Consider the following 19,808-nt stretch of genomic DNA (forward strand, 5'->3'; position numbering starts at 1 on the left):
TCCCGCCACTTCATCGTCGAGCCCTGCGCTCGACGATGAAGTGCGTTAAGAGCCCTGCCACCAAGGCCCAGAAGGCACCGCCGATCCCGAAGAGCGTGAGATTGCCGGCAGCGACCAGGACCGTGGCCAATGCGCTCAACCGCCAGGAGGAATCGGCCATCGCTCCGAGCAGCGCATTGGCGAGTGTTGCCAGCAACGCCAAGCCCGCCGCCGCCTGGAACAGCCCCTCGGGCGAGGCGCTGGCCACCGATACGATCAGCGCGCTCAAGGCACCGAAGACCAAGTAGAAGACGCCTGAACTCGCCGCCGCCCGCCAACGCAGCCGGGGGTCCGGGCCGGCCTGCTCTCCGGCAGCCAGCGCCGCGGTGATTGCCGCCAGGTTGATGGCATGCCCGCCGAAGAACGCGCCGCTAGCCGACCCCACTCCGGTCGCCAGCATGGTGGGGCGCCACGGCGCTGTGTACCCGAAGGAGCTGAGCACGGCCACGCCCGGAATATTCTGCGATGCCATCGTCACCACGAACAACGGAACGCTGATGCTGGCAATGGCCTGCCAGGAGAATTCAAGACCGACCCACTGCAGCTGCGGAAGAACTTCGAGTGAATCCCACGTCGCGGTGCGTCCAATATGCCATAGGCCGAACCCCACCGCCGCCAGCATGCTCAGCGCTACAGCGAATTTCGGAAGGATCCTGAGCCCGACGAAGAACACCAGGAGGATACCCAACGCGGGCAACGGGATGCTGGCCACGGCTGTAAATGGTTTCAGGCACAGCGGGATCAAGACACCGGCGAGCATGCCTTGGGCAATTGGGACCGGAATACGAGTGAGCAGCCGGTGCAAGGACGGTACCAGACCGGTCAACATGATCAGTGCGCCGCTGACGATGAATGCCCCCACTGCCTGATTGAACCCGAACACTCCGGGAGCCAGTGAGGCGAGCATCGCGGCACCGGGAGTGGACCATGCAATGCTGATCGGCTGGCGGTATCGCAGCGAAAGCGCAATGGTGCTCAGGCCTATGCAGAGGGACAGGACGAATAAGCCTGAGGCGGCCTGTTCGCTAGAAGCTCCGACCTGGAATAATCCGGCCAGTACGACGGCGAAGGATGCTACAAACCCCACCATGGTGGTGATCAATCCCGCAAGCACGGAATGGAAAAGGCCAGCTCCATCTGGGGGCGTGTGACGAGTCATACTCTTTTTCTACAGGGTGGCGCCGGTTGGCCGAAAATCGGCATGAATTAATTCCCCTGATATGACGTTAAAGCAGGGAAGGTACCGACCTCGGTCGGTACCTTCCCAGGATGCTCGGGCAAGCCGAGGGGAGTGCGTCGAGGAATTAGGCCTCGTTATTCTCGCCTTCGCCTCCGCCAAGGCCATTGAGGTAGTCGCCAGCGCCCTGCTGGACACCGTCTACCTGCTCGGCGAACTTGCCGCCGGTCTTGTCATCGACAAAATCACCAGCCTGTTCGATACCCTGGGATACCTGCTCCGGGTTCTCCTTGGCGAATTCCTCTGCCTTGCCACGCAGATCATCAAATCCTGCCATGCTGCACCTCCATTCGTCTGTGGGAACCCCTGTAGCTCCACAACTACTACCCACCCTAAAGGCTCAGGCCAACGCATGGAAGTGCATTAGGGACATTTCCCCAGTTGCCTAGGTGTTTTGCTGGTGGCTGTCAGATTGCACACAGGTTAGCTATTTACTAGTCAGGGAAGTGGTGGCCGCCTGGAACGATGGTTAAAGCAAAGATGGGAATCACGAAAAGTGATTCCCATCTTTATTTGGAGCGGTCAACGAGGTTCGAACTCGCGACCTCAACCTTGGCAAGGTTGCGCTCTACCAGCTGAGCTATGACCGCAAAACTATATTCAATTATTTGGAGCGGTCAACGAGGTTCGAACTCGCGACCTCAACCTTGGCAAGGTTGCGCTCTACCAGCTGAGCTATGACCGCATATATTTAGTTATTAGATCCATGGTCTGGTGAACCATGATTCCGTGCGCGATACTGGGATCGAACCAGTGACCTCTTCCGTGTCAGGGAAGCGCGCTACCGCTGCGCCAATCGCGCAAAAAAGATCAAGCAATCTTCATTGCGAGGTGGGGACGGGATTCGAACCCGCGTATACGGCTTTGCAGGCCGCTGCCTCGCCTCTCGGCCACCCCACCATACTGACCGAAGTCAGAGTGACTAGTTTTACCTAGTCGGTGAATCTTTTTGCGAGCGGACAACGAGGTTCGAACTCGCGACCTCAACCTTGGCAAGGTTGCGCTCTACCAGCTGAGCTATGTCCGCAAAATGTGTTGTTTTGTGAACGTTTCCGTTCGCTCCAACGAGTAAAAACTCTATACGAGTTTTCGCATCCCCACAAATCGAGACGCTGAGATCTGGTTCACATGGCCTAAAAACCGCGGAACTACGCGGAAAATTGATTTTTCCGTCTCGACTAGGAGCGAAGCAAGCCGAGCGCATGCCATGATCGTGTGCATGACGTCACCAAAACTGGCTATTCAAACAGACCTGGGCCGCATGTACAGCCGAAAAGTCGGCGGGGAAGCGATTGTCCCATCCATCACCACAGTCATTGGCATGGACAAGCTCGACCTCTCCGGCTGGGCCGGGTACATGGCGGCCAAGTCGCTTTCCGATGATCATCGGCTGGTGCAAGCGGTGGGGGACCCGCGCCAATTGCGCTCACTCGTGCGAGATGCAGCCGGTGCGGCCGAAGCTTATCGGGATTCCGCGGCCATGCGCGGGGACCGGGTGCATAACTACGCGGAGCAGCGCGCCCTGCAAGCGCTGGATCTGGAACATGACCTAGGCTCAGCCCAAGCCGCGCTCGAAGCGAATATGGAGCTGGGCTTCGCACGCCACTTCGACCAATGGTGGGAAGACTACGATGTCCGGCCCCTTGCCGCCGAGGTGACGGTTTGGAATCACAGCGTCGGCTACGCCGGCACCATCGACCTGGTCGCCAAGATCGGCGGTCGAACCTGTCTCGTTGACTACAAGACCAAAAACACCGACCGCGACGGCTTCGTCAAGCGTCCTGACGACAAGGTGATCATGCAGCTCGCGGCCGCATGCAAAGCCGAAGAGCAAGTCGTCGATGCCGAACAAGGCACGTGGGAAGAGTGGGAGCACGGGACCGATGCCATGCTGCTCGCCGTAGCCCTGGGCGAGACCGGGGCGCGCACCTTCATGGCCCCGCCTCCAGCTTTGCCCGACTACTGGTCCAAGTTCTATGCCTTGCGCCGGAATTGGGAAGCCTCATTCAGGATCGCGCAGTCGCGTGCCTCACTGGCCGAAATCACGCCGCCAGCTCAATAAAGTCGCACGCCCACCGCGTAGACTGGAACGGTTAGCTTTCGGCATTGCGAAACCTAATACCAATGTCCACGGCAGGGAAGGTACCAGCGGATTATGGCGATTTTGGGAATTCGGATCATCGGAGACCCCGTTCTACGCACCCCAGCGCAGGAGGTGACCGACTTTGGCCCGGAGCTCCAGAAGCTCGTCGAAGACATGGACCAGACGATGGAAAACGTCACCGGTGCAGGACTTGCCGCACCGCAGGTCGGTGTTTCCCTGCGCGTCTTCACCTACCAAATTGGCGAAAAACGCGGACATATCGTGAATCCGGTGCTGGAGCTCAGCGAGGATTACCAGGAAGACCAGGTGGAGGGCTGCCTGTCCATCCCGGGCATTGCAGCACCAGTTCGGCGCCGGCGCTATGCCAGGGCCACCGGCTTCGATAAGTTCGGCAACCCGGTAGAACTCGAAGGCGCCGACATGCTCGCCCGCTGCTTCCAGCACGAAACCGATCACCTGGACGGCATCTTGTTCCTGGACCGGCTGGCACCAGAAGAAAAGAAAGCGGCGTGGCGCACCTTGCGGGCCAACAACTACTCGCAGACCGCTAACGCCACCGTAAAGAAACGTTCCGGAGCCCTGGGCTCCAGCTTTGGCGCAGGATTGGGGTTCTAACTCATGCGTATTTTATTCGCCGGCACACCACAGGTCGCCGTCACTTCCCTGGATTACCTGCACGAGGCCGGTTTTGAAATTGCCGCAGTGCTCACCCGTCCCGATGCCCCGTTGGGACGCAAACGCGTGCTGACCCCATCGCCGGTTGCCGCTCGCGCCGCAGAACTTGGCCTGCCGATCATCAAGGCTGCCAAGATCACCGAAGAAACTACCGCCGAACTTGCGGCCTTGGATCTTCAAGCCGCGGCCATCGTCGCCTATGGAGGGCTAGTGCCGGAGGCGGCATTGGCAGTTCCAACCTATGGCTGGATCAACCTGCACTTCTCCTTGCTGCCGCACTGGCGGGGTGCCGCTCCGGTGCAGCATTCCATTATCAACGGCGACGACATCACCGGTGCAGTCACCTTCCAGCTGGAAACCGGACTGGACACAGGTCCGGTATTCGGACAGGTCACCGAGAGAATTGGTGAACTGGACACCGCAGGCATCATGCTCGAACGGCTCAGCCGGTCCGGCTCGAACCTGCTGGTGCAGACCTTGCAAGCTCTGGATTCCGGGCAGGCCATTGCCATTCCGCAGTCCGGATCGCACACCTACGCACCGAAGCTTACCGACGTGGATGCGGAGCTGGACTTCACCCGGACCGCCACGGAAATCCGTCGGCGCGCCCACGGAACGACCCCGTCCCCGGGCGCCTGGGTCAAGGCCGAAGACAAGCGCTTCAAATTCGGTCCACTGCGTGAGCACCGCGAGATCACCGACCTTGCGCCAGGCGAAGTGCGCATCGAGCCAGGCAAGCAGCCGAAGGTATACATCGGCACCGCCACCTGGGCCCTGCAGCCCACCGGAATCCAGCCTCCGGGCAAGAAAATGATGAACGCCAGCGACTGGGCACGTGGAGTGCTCACCCAGGGAACGAAAGTGAGCTTCGCATGAGCGGACAGGAACCACGCGGCGGATACCGCGACAATGATCGCCGCAATGAGCAGGGCCGTACCCGCAACCGCGGCCAGGCCGGCCCGCGCAAGTATTCGGCATCCGCACCCGGCCAGCGAAAGCGCGCGGCCGACCCGGCACGCCTGGTAGCTTTCAAGACCCTGCGTGAGGTATCCGGCGCGGATGCCTACGCCAACCTGGTGCTGCCGAAGATGATCCGCGAATACCAGCTTGACCGCCGCGACGCGGGCTTCGCCACCGAACTGGCCTACGGGGCACTGCGCGGACAGGGGTTCTACGACGCGATCCTGACCACCCTGGTTGACCGTCCGCTGGCCGAGCTGGATCCGGCCATCCTCGATGCGCTGCGCCTGGGCGCCCACCAGCTGCTGGCCATGCGTGTGCCCAAGCATGCCGCCCTGGATGAAACCGTGTCGCTGGCTCGTGCGCAGATCGGTGCCGGTCCGTCCGGCCTGATCAACGCCGTACTGCGGCGCGTTTCGGCCAAGGAAGCCGATGAATGGACTGAGCTGCTGGGCAATGCTGCCGCTTCGGAGTCCGAGCGGCTGGCCATCGAGCACTCGCACCCGGATTGGATTGTCCGTGCCTTGCGCGGCGCGCTGATTTCCCATGGCCGCGACGCCAGCGAACTCGAAGCCCTGCTGGAGGCGGATAACCTGGCGCCGCTGGTGAACCTGGTGTCCCTGCCAGGGCTGGGCGATCTGTCCGGCGCCCTGGAATCCGGGGCGGAACCGGGCACCTTGCTGGCTGATTCGGCCACCTACAAGCACGGCGACGTCTCGCGTGTGCCAGGTGTCAAGGAAGGCACCGTGCGTGTCCAGGATGCCGGCAGCCAGGTCATGGCCCGCGCCCTGGCTACTATCGAATTGCCCGAAGCCGGCGAGGACCGCTACTGGCTGGATCTTTGCGCAGGTCCAGGCGGAAAGGCGGCGCTGCTCGCAGCGATCGCCGTGCAGCGCGACGCCCGCCTGACTGCCAACGAGCCAACACCGCACCGCGCTCGCCTGGTCGAGAACTCGTTGGCTGCGGTGCCGCATGACTACTGGATGGTCACCGGTGACGACGGACGCAGCTTCGGCGGTCTGGACTATGCAGGGGACTACGACCGCATCATGGTCGATGCCCCTTGCTCCGGCTTGGGCGCATTGCGCCGCCGCCCGGAATCGCGTTGGCGCAAAGCCCCGCGCGACATTCCGGAACTGACCAAGTTGCAAGGCGAGCTGCTCGCTGCAGCCTTCAACGCGGTCCGCGTCGGCGGCGTCATCGGCTTCGTCACCTGTTCGCCGCATCAGGCCGAAACCCGCCTGGTTGTGGAAGACTTCTTGAAGCACCACGAAAACGCGGCACTGCTGGATACCAGCGCCGCGGTTTCCTCGGTGATGTATCAGGACGCGCCATCGGCAGGCCATGCACTGGGCGATGGGAGCACCGTGCAGCTGTGGCCGCACGTGCACGGCACCGACGCCATGTTCATGGCAATCCTGACCAAAAAAGCCTAGCCAAGCCCGAGTATTCCAAGGAGCATCCATGCGTAATGCGCGGATCAACCCGTCGATCCTGTCCGCTGATTTTGCGAACCTCGCTAGCGAGCTGGACCGCATCCACACTGCCGACGCGGTCCACGTGGATGTCATGGACAACCATTTCGTTCCCAATCTGACCTTGGGCTTGCCCGTGGTTGATGCGCTGCACAAGGTCAGCAAGCTGCCGATCGATGTGCACCTGATGATTGAGAACGCGGATCGCTGGGCCCCGGAATACGCGCAGCTCGGCGTGGATTCGGTAACTTTCCACGCCGAGGCTTCGGCAGCTCCTGTCCGCTTGGCTCGTGAATTGCGTTCCGCCGGGTCCAGGGCCGCCATGGCCTTGCGCCCGGCCACGCCGATCGAACCCTACCTGGACATGCTCGGCGAGCTGGACATGGTTCTGCTGATGACCGTGGAACCAGGTTTCGGCGGCCAGAAGTTCCTGGATCTGGTCCTTCCCAAGATCAAGCGTGCCCGGGCTGCCATTGACGGCAGCGGCAAGCCGATTGCGCTGCAGGTTGACGGCGGCATTTCGCGCGACACGATCCTGCGCGCCGCCGAAGCCGGTGCGGATGTCTTCGTCGCCGGTTCCGCGGTGTACTCGGCCCAGGAGCCATCGGTGGAAATCGATGTATTACGCAATCTTGCGCTGGGCGGTCACTAGCGGCGCACAAAGTGTGTCAGAATAAACCCAGTAAACACGAATACGTGCTCCGGGGTCGGTGAAAGTCCGAACCGGCGGTGATAGTCCGCGACCCGCAACCAAAGCCACAAGCTGAGGGAACGGTTGAACTGGTGAAATTCCGGTACCGACAGTTAAAGTCTGGATGGGAGAAGCACGAATTTGAGATGCCTACTGGTACTGCCGATAGCCCGCACCGGGTCTATCTCCTAAAGCAGAGCCACAGGCCCATCAAATGCACACCCCCGGAGCCGCCGCTTCGAGAAGGGTGGAATGATGGATTTCCTGCGGTGGCTCATTGAAGCTTTCAACTCACAAATTGCGATCGGCTCGTCGGCACTTTTGGTGCGCGAAGTCGTAGGCAATATCTTCGGCCTGGCCAGCGCCGTGGGCGGCATGCGCCGCAAAGTCTGGGCCTGGCCTATCGGAATCGTCGGCAACCTGTTGCTGCTGACGGTGTTCCTGGGCAGCATTTTCGATACCGGATACACTGCCAACCTCTGGGGCCAAGCCGGCCGGCAGATCATGTTCATCGCCGTCTCGGTCTTCGGCTGGTACCGCTGGAAGCAGGCCAAGAACGGCACCGGTAGCGCCGTCACCCCTGAATGGGCTTCCAACAAGGCTCGCCTGGGCCTGATCGCCGTGCTGATCCTCGGTACCCTCGCAGTGACACCGATCTTCCGCCTCCTCGGCTCCTATGAACCTGTCTGGGCTGATGCGTGGACCTTCGTTGGCTCGATGCTCGCCACGTACGGCATGGCCAAGGGCTGGGTCGAATTCTGGCTGATCTGGGTCGCCGTCGACGCCGTAGGCGTGCCGCTGCTGTTCTCCGCCGGCTACTACGCCAGCGCGTTCATGTACCTGTTCTACGGGGCATTCACCCTGGTCGGCTTCTTCGTCTGGGCCAAGTCCAAGCGCGACGCGAAACCCCAGATTGAAACCGAAATGCTCGATCCAACCATCTCGCGCCAACGCTGAAAGGGGAGCAGCACCATGATTACGACCCAGCAGCTCGACGCCGCATTGCGCACCGCGCTGGAAACCGCCGGACGCGGCCACCGCGGGGCCAACCCGCTGGTCGGCGCCTGCGTCCTGGATGCCGAGGGAAATATCATCGCCACCGGTTTTCATATCGGGGCGGGGCATCCGCACGCCGAGGTCGACGCACTGCGCCGCCTGGGCAAGATGCCTCCTGCCAAGGCCCGCGAACTAACGATGGTAGTGACCCTCGAACCGTGCAACCACACCGGTCGCACAGGTCCCTGTGCCCGAGCCATCGTGGAAGCCGGCGTCGGGCAGGTGTACTACGCAGTCTCGGATAACACCGCCGCCAGCGGAGGTGCCGACTACCTGCGCAGCCACGGAACCCAAGCCACCCAGCTGGAGGATTTCTCCGCGGCGAAGCAGCTGAACCACCGCTGGTTCATCGCCAAGGCCGAAGTCCGACCGTTCATCACGGTAAAAATTGCCCAGTCGCTCGACGGCCGGATCAACGCACCGGATGGCACGAGCCAATGGATCACCTCCGAGGCCTCGCGCAACCACGCGCACACCCTGCGCTCCCGCGTGGATGGCATCCTGGTCGGCACGAACACGGCGATCATCGACAATCCGCGGCTGACCGCCCGCACTCCCGAGGGGCAGCTGCATGAACGCCAGCCCTTCCGCCTGGTCATGGGCGAACGCGATTTGCCAGCAGATCTGGCACTCGCCCAGGGAAGCGATTGGTCGCAGATCCGCAGCCACGACGTGCAAGAGGCCATCGCCCGGGCTAACGAGTTGGGCCTGGCCCACCTGCTGATTGAAGGTGGCGCCACGGTCGCCTCGGCCTTCATCGCAGCAGATCTGGCCGACGAAATCTACTGCTACCAAGCACCAGTGCTGATCGGCGCAGGCAGCTCATCGGTCAACATGCCAAGCACCACCACACTCAGTGACGCGCAGCGTTTCCGGCTGGATTCGGCCAGCAACGAATCGTTGACCCGGCTGGGCGATGATATTGCCCTGCATCTAGAACCGTTGCCCCGCGCCTAAGCGCCAGCAACCCCAAACTTTTCAAGGAGTAATCATGTTCACCGGAATTGTCACCGGCCAGGGAGTCATAGAAGGCATCGAGACCTTCAGCGGCAAGGATCTGGCAGTACTGACCCTGCGTGCCCCGGGCCACACCGAAAACCTGGGCCTTGGCGGTTCTCTTGCCGTCAACGGGGTCTGCCTGACCGCCACCGAGCTGGAAGGCGACACGCTCAGCGTCGACGTCATGGGCGAAACCCTGCGCCGCACCACCATCGGCGCCTTGAAAACCGGCGACCAGGTCAACCTCGAACGCTGCACCCCCGCCGGAGGCCGGCTCGATGGGCATGTGGTGCAGGGCCACGTAGACTCCGTCGGCGAGGTGCTGGCCCGCGAAGACCACGGCCAGTGGACCACCTTCCGCATTGGAATCGACGCTGCTTACGCGCCGCTGACCGCGGAAAAGGGTTCCATTGCGCTGGACGGCATCTCGCTGACCATTACCGCAGTCTCCCCGGCAACGAATTCCGGTGGGCACTGGGTCGAGGTCGGCATCATCCCGATCACCCTCGCCGAGACCACCATGGGCACCCGCCAAGTGGGCGAGAAGATCAATATCGAGGTCGACGTGCTCGCCAAGTACGTGGCACGCCTGAATGAATTCGGAGGCCAGCAGTAATGGGCACCTCGACTTTGGATTCCATCCCTACCGCGCTGGCAGCCCTGGCCGCCGGCCGAGCCGTAGTGGTCGTCGACGACGAGGACCGGGAAAACGAGGGCGACATCATCTTCGCCGCCCAGCACGCTACGGCCGAGCTGATGGCCTTCACCATCCGCTACACCTCAGGGGTGATTTGCGTGCCCTTGGGCGCCAAGCGGGCCGACGCGCTGCGCCTGGCCCCGATGGTCGGCATCAACCAGGATGCCAAGGGCACTGCCTTCACCGTCACCTGCGACGCCGCCGAAGGGATCACCACCGGCATTTCCGCTGCCGATCGTGCGCTGACCAGCCGACTGCTGGCCGACCCGGCCACCGAACCGGCCCAGCTCTCCCGCCCGGGCCATATCTTCCCGCTGCGAGCTGCGGCCGGGGGAGTGCTGGAACGTCGCGGGCACACCGAAGCGGCGGTCGACCTGTGCCAGGCCGCCGGCTTGGAACCGGTTGGGGTGATCGGCGAAATCACCAAGGACGACGGTGAAATGATGCGCCTGGATGACCTGCGCGTCTTCGCAGCTGAACACAACTTGCCGCTGATCTCCATCGACGACCTGGCCCGCTGGCGCCGAGTCAACGACGAGATCGAGCTGACCGATCCGATCAAGCTGCCCACCGCCTTCGGGGACTTCACCGCCCGCGCTGCTACCGCAGAAGGCCACGAGCACGTCGTGCTCAGCCACGCCGGCCCCGACGGCGCTAAGCCCGGCAACCTGGTGCGCATCCATTCGGAGTGCCTCACCGGGGACATTTTCGGTTCCTACCGGTGCGACTGCGGCGAACAGCTGCATGCTTCGATGGAAACCATCGCCCGCGAAGGCGGTCACGTCATCTACATCCGCGGGCACGAAGGCCGCGGCATCGGCCTGGCCAACAAGCTGCGCGCCTACGCCCTGCAGGAAGGCGGCATGGATACCCTGGACGCCAACCTGCATCTGGGCTTCCCTGCCGACGCACGCGAGTACTTCGCCGTCGCTGCCATCCTCAAGGCCATGGGCATGGACGAAATCCGATTGCTGAGCAACAACCCGGACAAGCAGGAACAGCTGAATGACGCTGGAATCAAGGTAGCAGAGCTGATCGGCCTGCAGATTGCACCGCGTGAGCAGAACTCGGCCTACCTGCGCACCAAGCAGACGCGCTTCGGCCACCACCTGGATCTGCCCGATGCCGACGATGACCAGCAGGCCGACGCCTACCACGGCGCCTGAACCCCACGAATCCAGAAGAATATAAGGAGCATCAAGATGAGCAAGCATGGCGCACCTGCCGATGTCAGCGAACAGCTGAAGGCCCTGGCCGTTCAGGAGAAGTTCTCACAGCTCAAGGTGGCCATCGTGGCCGCGAGCTGGCACGAGGTGATCATGAACGGACTGATTGACGGCGCCGAGCGCGCCGCCAAGGATGCCGGTCTGGAATCGAGCACCACCCTGGTCCGTGTACCGGGCACCTTCGAATTGCCGGTCGCTGCCTCCACCCTTGCCGGCGACTACGACGCGGTCATCGCGCTCGGCGTGGTCATCCGTGGCGGTACCCCGCACTTTGACTACGTCTGCTTGGCCGCGACCAATGGCTTAACCAATGTGAGCGTGGACACCAAAACACCAATCGGTTTTGGCGTGCTCACCTGCGATAACGAAGAGCAGGCCCTTGACCGCGCTGGCTTGGAAAACTCCAGCGAGGACAAAGGCTATGAAGCCTACTCGGCTGCCGTCATGACGGTAGCCGCACTGCCATAGCATTCGGGTGGCCCTGTCACAAAGGGCCACCAGAATGCAGCCCCTGCAGAGAAAACAGCTAGGATAAGTTCCGTGAAAACTTTTGACGAGCTCTTCAGCGAACTATCGCTCAAGGCACAATCCCGCCCGGAAGGCTCACGTACCGTCACCGAACTCGACTCTGGTGTCCATGGCATCGGCAAGAAGATCGTCGAGGAAGCCGCTGAAGTTTGGATGGCTGCGGAGTACGAAACCGATGAGGCCGCGGCGGAGGAGATCTCCCAGCTGCTGTACCACCTTCAGGTCCTCATGATCGCCAAGGGAATGACCTTGGCCGACGTTTACAAGCATCTATAGCCGTCGCGCGATTGCGGCCTGATCCACTGCCGATCAGGGCGCAGTCAACGCACGGCGGCAGAAACAACGGCCAACGAATTAATCCTTGGCGCTTGTTTATGGCTAATCGCCGCAGCGCCATTCATGACGAAATGAGTCAATAATGCTCCGCGTAGCCCTACCCAATAAGGGTGCCCTATCCGAAATCGCTTCCACCATGTTCAAGGAAGCCGGCTACCTCCAGCGCCGCGATTCCCGCGAACTGGTCCTGGTCGATGAGGAAAACCAAGTTGAATTCTTCTACCTGCGTCCGCGCGACATCGCAGTCTATGTCGGCCGGGGAATCCTGGACGTAGGCATCACCGGTCGCGATCTGTACCTTGACGCAGATGTCGACGACGCTGTCGAAGAGCAGCTCTCGCTAGGCATCGGGAAATCGGCTTTCCGCTTCGCTGCCCCGGTTGGCGCCTTCAACGATGCACAGCAGCTCAATGGCAAGCGCATTGCCACCAGCTATGACGTGCTGCTGCGCCACTACCTCGAAAAGTCCGGCATCCAGGCTTCGATCGTGCGCCTTGACGGTGCCATCGAATCCTCGGTCCGGCTGGGCGTGGCCGATGCCATCGCTGACGTTGTAGAAACCGGCAATACCATCAAGGCCGCTGGCATGGAGATCTTCGGCGATCCGCTGCTGAACTCCGAAGCAGTCATGATCGGCCGTGTCGGCCACAAGCCATCCGGCTTGGACGTACTGATCCGCCGCCTGAACGGTGTGCTCGTTGCCCGCCAGTACGTCATGCTCGACTACGACGTCCGCCGCGAGCTTGCCGACCAGGCTTGCGAGCTGACCCCTGGCCTGGAATCGCCAACCGTGTCGGACCTTGCAAACTCCGATTGGGTGGCCGTGCGCGCCATGGTCAAGAAGTCGCAGACCAATAACATCATGGACGAGCTGTACGAAGTTGGCGCCCGCGCCATCTTGGTCAGCCAGATCCACGCCTGCCGCATCTAAGTAGACAAGGAAAATTCGCTGATGAGCGTTGCAATTCGTGTTATTCCTTGCCTCGACGTTGACGCCGGACGTGTTGTGAAGGGCGTGAACTTTGCGGGGCTTCGCGATGCTGGCGATCCCGTTGAGCTTGCCCGTCGCTACAATGATGCAGGTGCCGACGAGTTGACCTTCTTGGATGTCACCGCATCCAGCGCGGATCGTGAAACTACTTATGAGGTCGTTCGCCATACCGCAGAAGAAGTTTTCATCCCGCTGACCGTAGGCGGAGGCGTCCGCGCTGCCGAAGACGTCGATCGCCTGCTGCGCAACGGCGCCGACAAGGCCTCGATCAATACCGCGGCGGTGAACCGTCCTGAGGTCATCAACGAGATTACCCAGCGCTTCGGCTCCCAGGTACTCGTGCTGTCGCTCGACGCCCGACGCACAGATGATCCGACGATTGCATCGGGCTACGAGGTTACTACTCATGGTGGTCGGACCGGCACGGGCATGTGCGCCGTAGCTTGGGCCAAGGAAGCGGCTGAACGAGGCGTGGGGGAGATCCTGCTGAACTCGATCGATGCTGATGGCACCAAGGATGGTTTCGATCTGGAAATGATCCGTGCAGTTCGCGCCGAGGTCTCGGTCCCGCTGATCGCATCGGGTGGTGCAGGAAAGCCTGAGGACTTCCCTCCAGCAATCGAAGCAGGCGCCGACGCTGTTTTGGCCGCCTCGATTTTCCACTTCGGTCCGAAGGACATGATCGCCAAGGTCAAACAGGCCATCCGCGAAGCTGGCTACCCAGTTCGCTAGGCACGTAAGCCGAAGGCCCAGCACCAAATGGAGCTGGGCCTTAGCTGTACCCGGCTAATCGTTGGCAATCAGTTCCTTCTCGGTCCGCCAGACGTCAATTTCAATAGGAACGCTGGCGACGGCAGCCTGGCCGGGTATAGCTTGCCACGCGCCACCATCGACGCTGAATTCTCCGCGGTAGAGAGTGGTCACCCCTACTTTGAATGTGCCAGTCTCGCTGTACGAATGACTCGTGGGGGTTTTATCTCTCAGCGTATGGTGAGGCATCGGATCTCCAGGGAAATCAAGATTTCGAGTAGTCCCATCGCCATAGTTCCAGTTCCACTGAATCGGTATTGCCCTGATACTTATATTTGAGCCAGAGAGGTTAGATGAGAAAGATTGGACTTCTTCGGTAGCCAAGAAATGCGTATTCCCGTTTCTTAGAGAAAATTTCTTTGGGTAACTCATTATTTTCGAAGGGAGTATTGGATATTCTTTGAATGTGTTTATATCTATCAATATTTCCTGGGTAATCGAGTCTTCAGGTAGGTCGATTTTTGGTGGGTTTCCGGCGCAGTAACGGTACTGCCGAACGACGTAACCTTGACTATCGATCACTTGGCGATATACCGGGGCCGCCCCATCTGGGCAATTTCCTTCCTCAGGAATGCTGATACAGAATCGCGCCTTCGAGCTTCTGGGGTCACAACTTTCGTAATCGCGTATGGAGAATTGCTCTTTAGGAGAAGGCTTCGAATGGGGTTGTTTTTTGGGTTGCGAATTTCGAGATTCCTCCTGATAGTTGAAATCTTTCTTTTCGTCGTGACTTTCGTGAATTGATTCGGGGCGCATGCGAATCCCGCGCTCATCTTGGTCTGCTAAACCGAGGGGTGCTTGTATGCCAAGAAGAGCTGGTAAGCCAACGGAAAATGTGAGAACTAACGACACTCTCATTGATACTTTCAACTTCATTATTCCGCACCGATAATTTCGTAAACTTTCCAGTCACGATCGAATTTCACGCCCACAGCTACAGTAGTTGGTTCTAGCTTGTCTAATTTAGAAGCAAGTTCATGTGGGGCGAGATAAATTTCTGCATTATCAGCTGTGTACTCGACAGTGACCGCCGCTAAGTTTTCCCCAGTTATATAGGCATCAAGAATCTTGGGGTGATGTTTTCCACCGACCTGCCATTTACCTAATTCCTCCGCTTCTGTCGCTTCATCGATTATTGAAACGCCACACACAATACATTCTTTGGTGGTTACCTTTTTTAGAGGCGCCGCATCGTTAGTTTCGATGGAATAGTTCACTAGATCAAAATAGAACTTGGTGAAGGCGGCTGCTCCGTCCTCGCTGTACTCGCCCGCAAGTGCTGGCCGTTCCGGGACAGGAACATTTTCTGCGGGTCCATCGGCTGAGGCAGGCTTGTACTTGAGGCTTTCGGCCGGCGACGGCTTCTCTGCTGTCGAAACCGGATTCGGTGACGTCTCGATAGCGGCGGACGGTGAGGTCTTTGGCCCTTCAGCGTTCCCGGCGTTGCAGCCTGATAGTGCGAGCGCAACAGCTGCAACGGACGCGACAACTGCAATTTTCCGAGTGTCCATTCGAACTCTCCATGATCATTGGGAATGCCAGGTTGTGCGCCATCCTATGCCCGTGTTTCAAGAAAGTGGAGAGTTTTCGAGGAATCTGTGGAAAACTCAGGGCAGCTAAATCCCGAATCCCAACTACCTGTAACCACGTTTGATGACGGACTGGAGTGAAACGATGCGGCTGGCGACGTTTGATTTCAGGACTCATGGAATCGCCTAGCCTGAAATCAGGCACGTTCAATTAGCTGAGCGGTGCTTTACTCGGGGGACTCTCAAGCGCGATGGCAGAAACTTTCCATCCGTTGTCGGTGTATTCAAGTCCCATGGTGATTTCACCCAGATTTTGTTCTTCGACAATGATGTTTTCCTGATCGGGACGAAGGCGCGAACGTTCAGACAAAGTCAGCTCGCCCATCAGATAAGCAGAATTACCGTCAAACCGGACGATATAGTCCGTGTGCAGGAAGTAGTAGCCGCCGGTTTGCATGTATTCCGGACCTGTTCGGAGGTCTTCTTGCTCGCGGAAGGTCTTCCAGCACTGTTCCGCTTTGCATGTTCCGGTAACTATCGGGGTGAAATCGGCGGAGTCTTGGTAGATGATTTCATAATTGAGCAAGTCGAAGAAGTACGTTGCGGCGTCCTGGACTCCGTAATCCGATTTTTCATACGTGATATCTGCCGACTCCGGAAGCTCCAGTTCGCTTGATGGAGGTGCCTGCGTGGTACTTGAAGCAGTCGGCAATGAAGCCGAGGACGCCGGATCGGCGGGAGCGACTGAAACGAAGAGTGCTGAAACCAGGGCAACCAAGACGAACGCGGGCACGATGGCGATAGCGACACTGGGGTAATGCTCAAGGACTCTGCGCGTGTTCATGGCCAAGCTCCAGACCTGTTGGATATCGATTGCTCGAAATCCTAGGCCGGTGCGACGCGAACTTGGACGGCACACCCACGAATGTGGATAACCAAGGGAGCTTTATAGCCCTGGCTTGAAGCCCTTGACGATTTCCAATGCGGTTTCCCCGCCTTCGAACAAGACCAGGCTCTGGTCGATGCGGCCGAACGAGTACATCATCAGCTCGGTGACCGGGCCGGTAATCGAAACAGCGTTCGGAGCCTTCTTGGCGACATGACGCTGGCCATCGGGACGCGTCAGGATGATGCCAATTGGCGCATGGCGGAACAGCAGGCGAGACATGCGGGTCAGCGACTGCCAGAGCAGTTCGGTGTACTCGGTGTCCAGGACCCGCGGAGCCCACTGGCCGCGGGCACGCCGCACATCTTCGGTGTGGATGAAGAACTCGGAGAGGTTCGCCGACTGGTTGACCTTGTCGATGGCGAAGGGCGAGAAAGCGGGTGGACCCGATCGGAAGCTGCGGACCAACCCGGCATAGCCTTCGGGAGTCTGCGCCGCGATCACCATTTGGTTCTGCTTCGCCTCGAGCTTCTTGGACAGCGGTTTGAAGAACATGCCGGCAGAAAGCAGTGAGCTTTCGCGCAACACAAGGTGAGCGGCGAGATGGCGGGTCTGCCACCCGTCGCAAAGGGTGTCGGCGGTAGGTCCTGCCGCAAGCAGGGTCTCGGCCAACGCAAGTCTGGAAGCCTGAACTAAGTGCATCACTTCTGAAACTAGCACGCTCCAAGTGACTAATTGTGCAAGGTGAAAGTGGTGTCGCCAAGACGGCGTGGCGCGTCGACGAGCGGTACGTCACAGGTCTCTGGATTCCGCGGAAAACCAGTATGCTAATGGTGATGTCTACTTCTAACGACGGCTCGAATCCGAGCCCTGAATCCCATAGCCTCGACCCGGCTATTGCCAGGCGTCTCAAGCGAGATGCCAATGGCCTGTTTGCTGCCATCGCGCAGCAGTACGACTCCGGGAAAGTGCTGATGCTCGGCTGGATGGACGATGAAGCGTTGCACCGCACGTTGACCACTGGTCGGGTCACCTTCTACTCCCGTTCCCGCCAGGAGTACTGGCGCAAGGGCGACACCTCCGGCCACTTCCAGTTCGTGAAGTCCGTTGCCCTGGATTGCGATGGGGACGCGCTGCTGGTGCAGGTCGACCAGGTAGGCGCCGCCTGCCACACCGGCACCGAATCCTGCTTCACCGATCGTGAATTGCCGGCCGTCGTGGGCCACCGCCCCGAGTAGGACTTTCGAAGCATCGGCACACGCGGTTGGCTAGCGCCGGGAATGCCGCGCCCAGCTGCGCATCGCAGCACGCGCTCGAAGAATACGTAGAAGAAGAACACAGATGAAAACCCTTGGCAAGATTTCCCCGTCCCGCGAGTCCTTCCGCGCCATGGCCGCGAACCGTCGTGTCATCCCCGTGACTATCACCGTGCTGGCTGACTCGCTCACGCCCATCGGCCTCTACCGCACCCTGGCGCAGGGCCGCCCGGGCACTTTCCTGATGGAATCGGCTGCCCCGGGCGGTGTCTGGAGCCGCTATTCCTTCATTGGAGTGAACTCCCCGGCAACGCTGAGCACCCGTGGTTCAGAAGCCTACTGGCAGGGCCATGCGCCAGCTGGCCTGCCTACCGGCGGTGCGGGCGTGGAGGTCTTGCGCGACACCGTGCGCGCGCTGAAGACCGAACCCGTTCCCGGCATGCCTCCCTTGACCGGCGGCATGGTCGGCTTCATCGGCTGGGAATGCGTGCGCCACTGGGAGAAGCTGCCCAACCCGCCGGCCGATGATCTGAACCTGCCTGAGCTGAGCATGAACCTGGTAGCAGACATGGCTGCCCATGATGCGGCCGAAGGCACCGTCACGCTGATCGCCAACGCGATCAATTTCGATGGCAGCGACGAGAATGTCGACGACGCCTACGACCGTGCCGTCACCCGCCTGCAGGCGATGCTCGACCAGCTCGCGGTGCCGGTGGATTCGGCCGCGGCGGTGCTCACCGGTACCGATGTGCCGCGCGAAACCCTGATGGAAGCTGTCACCCACTCCTGGGATGAGAACGAGTACCTCAAGGCGCTGGCCAAGTCCAAGACCGCGATCGTGGACGGAGAGGTCTTCCAGATCGTCGTCTCGCGCCGCTTCGAGCTGGAAACGCAGGCCGACGCGCTGGATGTCTACCGCGTGCTGCGCGCGACTAACCCGAGCCCGTACATGTACCTGTTCAACTTCGTCAACGAGCACGGCGAACGGTTCGAGATCGTCGGCTCCTCGCCCGAAGCGCTGGTCACCGTCAACGATTCGCACGTGGTCACCCACCCGATCGCCGGTTCCCGCCCGCGCGGGGCGAACTACGAGGACGACCAGTTGCACGAGAAGTCGCTGCTCAACGACGAGAAGGAGCGCGCCGAGCACCTGATGCTGGTTGACCTTTCGCGCAACGACCTCTCGCGGGTCTGCAAGGCCGGCACCGTGGAAGTCACCCAGTTCATGGAGGTCGAGCGCTTCAGCCACATCATGCACCTGGTCTCCAATGTGGTGGGCAAGACCCGCGACGACGTGGACGCCTACGACGTGCTGGCCGCGACCTTCCCGGCCGGCACGCTCTCCGGCGCACCGAAGCCCCGCGCCCTGCAGCTGCTGGACGAGTACGAACCGTACCGCCGCGGCATCTACGGCGGCGTGGTCGGCTACCTGGACTTCGCCGGCGACATGGACATGGCCATCGCCATCCGCTCCGCCCTGCTCAAGGGGGAACGCGCCTATGTGCAAGCCGGCGGCGGCATCGTCAATGACTCGAAGTTCGCCGACGAAGCCCTGGAAACCGTGAACAAGGCAGCCGCCCCGCTGCGCGCCGTCTGGGCTGCGCAGTCGATGCGTGCGGCCCACAACATCAACACCGAATCAGGTGAAACGAAGTGAAGAAATTGACCAGCGCCCGCACCCTCGCCCTCTTCGGCATGGCCGGCGCACTGATCGGCCTCTGGTCGGCCACCCGCACATGGATCACCGTCGATGTGGCCTCCAGCTCCGTGCAGATCCCGCAGATCGCCATCGACGGCGCCACCGCGGCCGCCTCGGTCACCGCGGTCTCCGTGGTGGTGCTGGCCGGTTCGCTGGCGCTGCTGATCGCCGGGAAGATCGCCCGCTACATCATTGCGGCGATCTGCCTGCTCGCCGGTGCCACCGTGGTTGCCGCCGGCCTCGGGGCGCTGCGCGATCCGCAGGCCGTCGCCTCCACCACCGTGGCCGAAGCTACCGGATTGGCCCAGAACGTCGGCGAGTACACGCTCAGCGCGTGGCCAGCGGTGGCGGTGTTCGCCGGAGCGCTGATGGTGCTGCAGGCCGTGCTGGTGTTCGTCTTCGCCGGCCGCTGGCCCGCCAAGGCCAGCAAGTACGATCGGCAGGCGGCAAGGTCCAGCGCGGAGCCCAAGGACCAGTCCTCGCGCAACATCGCCAGCTGGGAGCAGCTCTCGGACGGCGAAGACCCGACTGCTGGCCGGAAATAACCCGGGCGGATCGTGATTCGCACCACCGGCGCGAAACGAAGGCTTCCGGAATAGGAGGTTCCCGCGCGC

Annotated in this window: 22 protein-coding genes, 5 tRNA genes and 1 riboswitch; of the genes, 16 read left to right on the forward strand and 11 right to left on the reverse strand. The window is 60.9% G+C overall.

Features of this window, described 5'->3' with window-relative positions; genetic code table 11:
* Positions 1-10: 10 nt before the first annotated feature.
* The 7 genes from ACIOU9_RS03220 to ACIOU9_RS03250 form a co-directional block, all read right to left on the reverse strand.
* Entirely contained in the window at positions 11-1,198 is a 1,188-nt protein-coding gene (locus ACIOU9_RS03220; protein ID WP_332728042.1) for a benzoate/H(+) symporter BenE family transporter, read from the reverse strand.
* Between the two features lie 145 nt (positions 1,199-1,343).
* On the reverse strand, positions 1,344-1,553 hold the full coding sequence (locus ACIOU9_RS03225; protein WP_133834248.1) for an antitoxin: 210 nt from the start codon (positions 1,551-1,553) through the stop codon (positions 1,344-1,346).
* A 237-nt stretch (positions 1,554-1,790) separates the two neighbouring features.
* A tRNA-Gly gene (locus ACIOU9_RS03230) sits at positions 1,791-1,866 on the reverse strand.
* 19 nt (positions 1,867-1,885) lie between these two features.
* Positions 1,886-1,961, reverse strand: a tRNA-Gly gene (locus ACIOU9_RS03235).
* Positions 1,962-2,006: 45 nt separating this feature from the next.
* Positions 2,007-2,078: transfer RNA gene (locus tag ACIOU9_RS03240), tRNA-Val, on the reverse strand.
* Positions 2,079-2,105: 27 nt separating this feature from the next.
* Positions 2,106-2,176 (reverse strand) — tRNA-Cys (locus tag ACIOU9_RS03245).
* Positions 2,177-2,230: 54 nt separating this feature from the next.
* Positions 2,231-2,303, reverse strand: a tRNA-Gly gene (locus ACIOU9_RS03250).
* Positions 2,304-2,495: 192 nt separating this feature from the next.
* Here ACIOU9_RS03250 and ACIOU9_RS03255 point away from each other — a divergent pair.
* The 13 genes from ACIOU9_RS03255 to hisF all read left to right on the forward strand — a co-directional run bounded on the left by ACIOU9_RS03255 (position 2,496) and on the right by hisF (position 13,746).
* Positions 2,496-3,338 carry a PD-(D/E)XK nuclease family protein gene (locus tag ACIOU9_RS03255; RefSeq protein ID WP_332486708.1) on the forward strand — a complete coding sequence of 281 codons (843 nt, stop codon included), beginning with the start codon at positions 2,496-2,498 and terminating at the stop codon, positions 3,336-3,338.
* 93 nt (positions 3,339-3,431) lie between these two features.
* On the forward strand, positions 3,432-3,995 hold the full coding sequence (def, locus tag ACIOU9_RS03260; RefSeq protein ID WP_332486710.1) for a peptide deformylase: 564 nt from the start codon (positions 3,432-3,434) through the stop codon (positions 3,993-3,995).
* 3 nt (positions 3,996-3,998) lie between these two features.
* Positions 3,999-4,931: a methionyl-tRNA formyltransferase gene (gene fmt, locus ACIOU9_RS03265; RefSeq protein WP_402696015.1), complete on the forward strand. Its 933-nt coding sequence runs from the start codon at positions 3,999-4,001 to the stop codon at positions 4,929-4,931.
* Positions 4,928-6,451 carry an RsmB/NOP family class I SAM-dependent RNA methyltransferase gene (locus ACIOU9_RS03270; protein WP_133834245.1) on the forward strand — a complete coding sequence of 508 codons (1,524 nt, stop codon included), beginning with the start codon at positions 4,928-4,930 and terminating at the stop codon, positions 6,449-6,451. Before fmt ends, ACIOU9_RS03270 begins: the two co-directional genes overlap by 4 nt.
* Before the next feature lie 28 nt (positions 6,452-6,479).
* On the forward strand, positions 6,480-7,142 hold the full coding sequence (gene rpe / locus ACIOU9_RS03275; protein ID WP_105661463.1) for a ribulose-phosphate 3-epimerase: 663 nt from the start codon (positions 6,480-6,482) through the stop codon (positions 7,140-7,142).
* A gap of 41 nt (positions 7,143-7,183) precedes the next feature.
* A riboswitch (FMN riboswitch) is annotated at positions 7,184-7,321 on the forward strand.
* Positions 7,322-7,436: 115 nt separating this feature from the next.
* Complete coding sequence (gene pnuC / locus ACIOU9_RS03280) at positions 7,437-8,138, forward strand: nicotinamide riboside transporter PnuC (protein WP_105661574.1); 702 nt, start codon at positions 7,437-7,439, stop codon at positions 8,136-8,138.
* A 15-nt stretch (positions 8,139-8,153) separates the two neighbouring features.
* Positions 8,154-9,194 carry a bifunctional diaminohydroxyphosphoribosylaminopyrimidine deaminase/5-amino-6-(5-phosphoribosylamino)uracil reductase RibD gene (gene ribD / locus ACIOU9_RS03285; protein WP_402696018.1) on the forward strand — a complete coding sequence of 347 codons (1,041 nt, stop codon included), beginning with the start codon at positions 8,154-8,156 and terminating at the stop codon, positions 9,192-9,194.
* Positions 9,195-9,228: 34 nt separating this feature from the next.
* Positions 9,229-9,852, forward strand: a complete 624-nt coding sequence (locus ACIOU9_RS03290) for a riboflavin synthase (RefSeq protein ID WP_105661461.1) — start codon at positions 9,229-9,231, stop codon at positions 9,850-9,852.
* Complete coding sequence (gene ribB, locus ACIOU9_RS03295) at positions 9,852-11,099, forward strand: 3,4-dihydroxy-2-butanone-4-phosphate synthase (protein ID WP_105656718.1); 1,248 nt, start codon at positions 9,852-9,854, stop codon at positions 11,097-11,099. Before ACIOU9_RS03290 ends, ribB begins: the two co-directional genes overlap by 1 nt.
* A gap of 36 nt (positions 11,100-11,135) precedes the next feature.
* On the forward strand, positions 11,136-11,627 hold the full coding sequence (gene ribH, locus ACIOU9_RS03300) for a 6,7-dimethyl-8-ribityllumazine synthase (RefSeq protein ID WP_332594955.1): 492 nt from the start codon (positions 11,136-11,138) through the stop codon (positions 11,625-11,627).
* 72 nt (positions 11,628-11,699) lie between these two features.
* Positions 11,700-11,963: a phosphoribosyl-ATP diphosphatase gene (locus ACIOU9_RS03305; protein ID WP_038991810.1), complete on the forward strand. Its 264-nt coding sequence runs from the start codon at positions 11,700-11,702 to the stop codon at positions 11,961-11,963.
* Between the two features lie 142 nt (positions 11,964-12,105).
* Positions 12,106-12,954, forward strand: a complete 849-nt coding sequence (gene hisG / locus ACIOU9_RS03310; protein WP_105656716.1) for an ATP phosphoribosyltransferase — start codon at positions 12,106-12,108, stop codon at positions 12,952-12,954.
* A gap of 21 nt (positions 12,955-12,975) precedes the next feature.
* A complete protein-coding gene (hisF, locus tag ACIOU9_RS03315; RefSeq protein ID WP_105656715.1) occupies positions 12,976-13,746 on the forward strand; it encodes an imidazole glycerol phosphate synthase subunit HisF in 771 nt (256 codons plus the stop codon).
* 54 nt (positions 13,747-13,800) lie between these two features.
* Here the strand turns inward: hisF and ACIOU9_RS03320 are convergent, their stop codons facing one another.
* The 4 genes from ACIOU9_RS03320 to ACIOU9_RS03335 all read right to left on the reverse strand — a co-directional run bounded on the left by ACIOU9_RS03320 (position 13,801) and on the right by ACIOU9_RS03335 (position 16,941).
* On the reverse strand, positions 13,801-14,700 hold the full coding sequence (locus tag ACIOU9_RS03320) for a PKD domain-containing protein (protein WP_402696020.1): 900 nt from the start codon (positions 14,698-14,700) through the stop codon (positions 13,801-13,803).
* Entirely contained in the window at positions 14,700-15,335 is a 636-nt protein-coding gene (locus ACIOU9_RS03325; protein WP_133834239.1) for a DUF6318 family protein, read from the reverse strand. Before ACIOU9_RS03325 ends, ACIOU9_RS03320 begins: the two co-directional genes overlap by 1 nt.
* A gap of 229 nt (positions 15,336-15,564) precedes the next feature.
* Positions 15,565-16,197: a hypothetical protein gene (locus tag ACIOU9_RS03330; RefSeq protein ID WP_402696022.1), complete on the reverse strand. Its 633-nt coding sequence runs from the start codon at positions 16,195-16,197 to the stop codon at positions 15,565-15,567.
* A 102-nt stretch (positions 16,198-16,299) separates the two neighbouring features.
* The gene (locus ACIOU9_RS03335) at positions 16,300-16,941 is read right to left on the reverse strand and encodes a TIGR03085 family metal-binding protein (RefSeq protein ID WP_286134102.1); all 642 of its coding nucleotides are present in this window, start codon (positions 16,939-16,941) and stop codon (positions 16,300-16,302) included.
* Positions 16,942-17,075: 134 nt separating this feature from the next.
* Here ACIOU9_RS03335 and hisI point away from each other — a divergent pair, with 134 nt between their 5' ends.
* From hisI to ACIOU9_RS03350, 3 genes are all read left to right on the forward strand, one after another.
* Positions 17,076-17,477, forward strand: coding sequence for a phosphoribosyl-AMP cyclohydrolase (hisI, locus tag ACIOU9_RS03340; protein ID WP_105656852.1), 402 nt, complete (start codon positions 17,076-17,078; stop codon positions 17,475-17,477).
* A gap of 103 nt (positions 17,478-17,580) precedes the next feature.
* Positions 17,581-19,152, forward strand: a complete 1,572-nt coding sequence (locus ACIOU9_RS03345) for an anthranilate synthase component I (protein WP_332504010.1) — start codon at positions 17,581-17,583, stop codon at positions 19,150-19,152.
* Complete coding sequence (locus ACIOU9_RS03350) at positions 19,149-19,739, forward strand: Trp biosynthesis-associated membrane protein (RefSeq protein WP_105656710.1); 591 nt, start codon at positions 19,149-19,151, stop codon at positions 19,737-19,739. The genes ACIOU9_RS03345 and ACIOU9_RS03350 overlap by 4 nt, the downstream gene beginning before the upstream one ends.
* Positions 19,740-19,808: the final 69 nt, after the last annotated feature.

The sequence above is a fragment of the Glutamicibacter sp. NPDC087583 genome, from assembly GCF_044743685.1.
In the GTDB taxonomy this organism is placed as follows: domain Bacteria; phylum Actinomycetota; class Actinomycetes; order Actinomycetales; family Micrococcaceae; genus Glutamicibacter.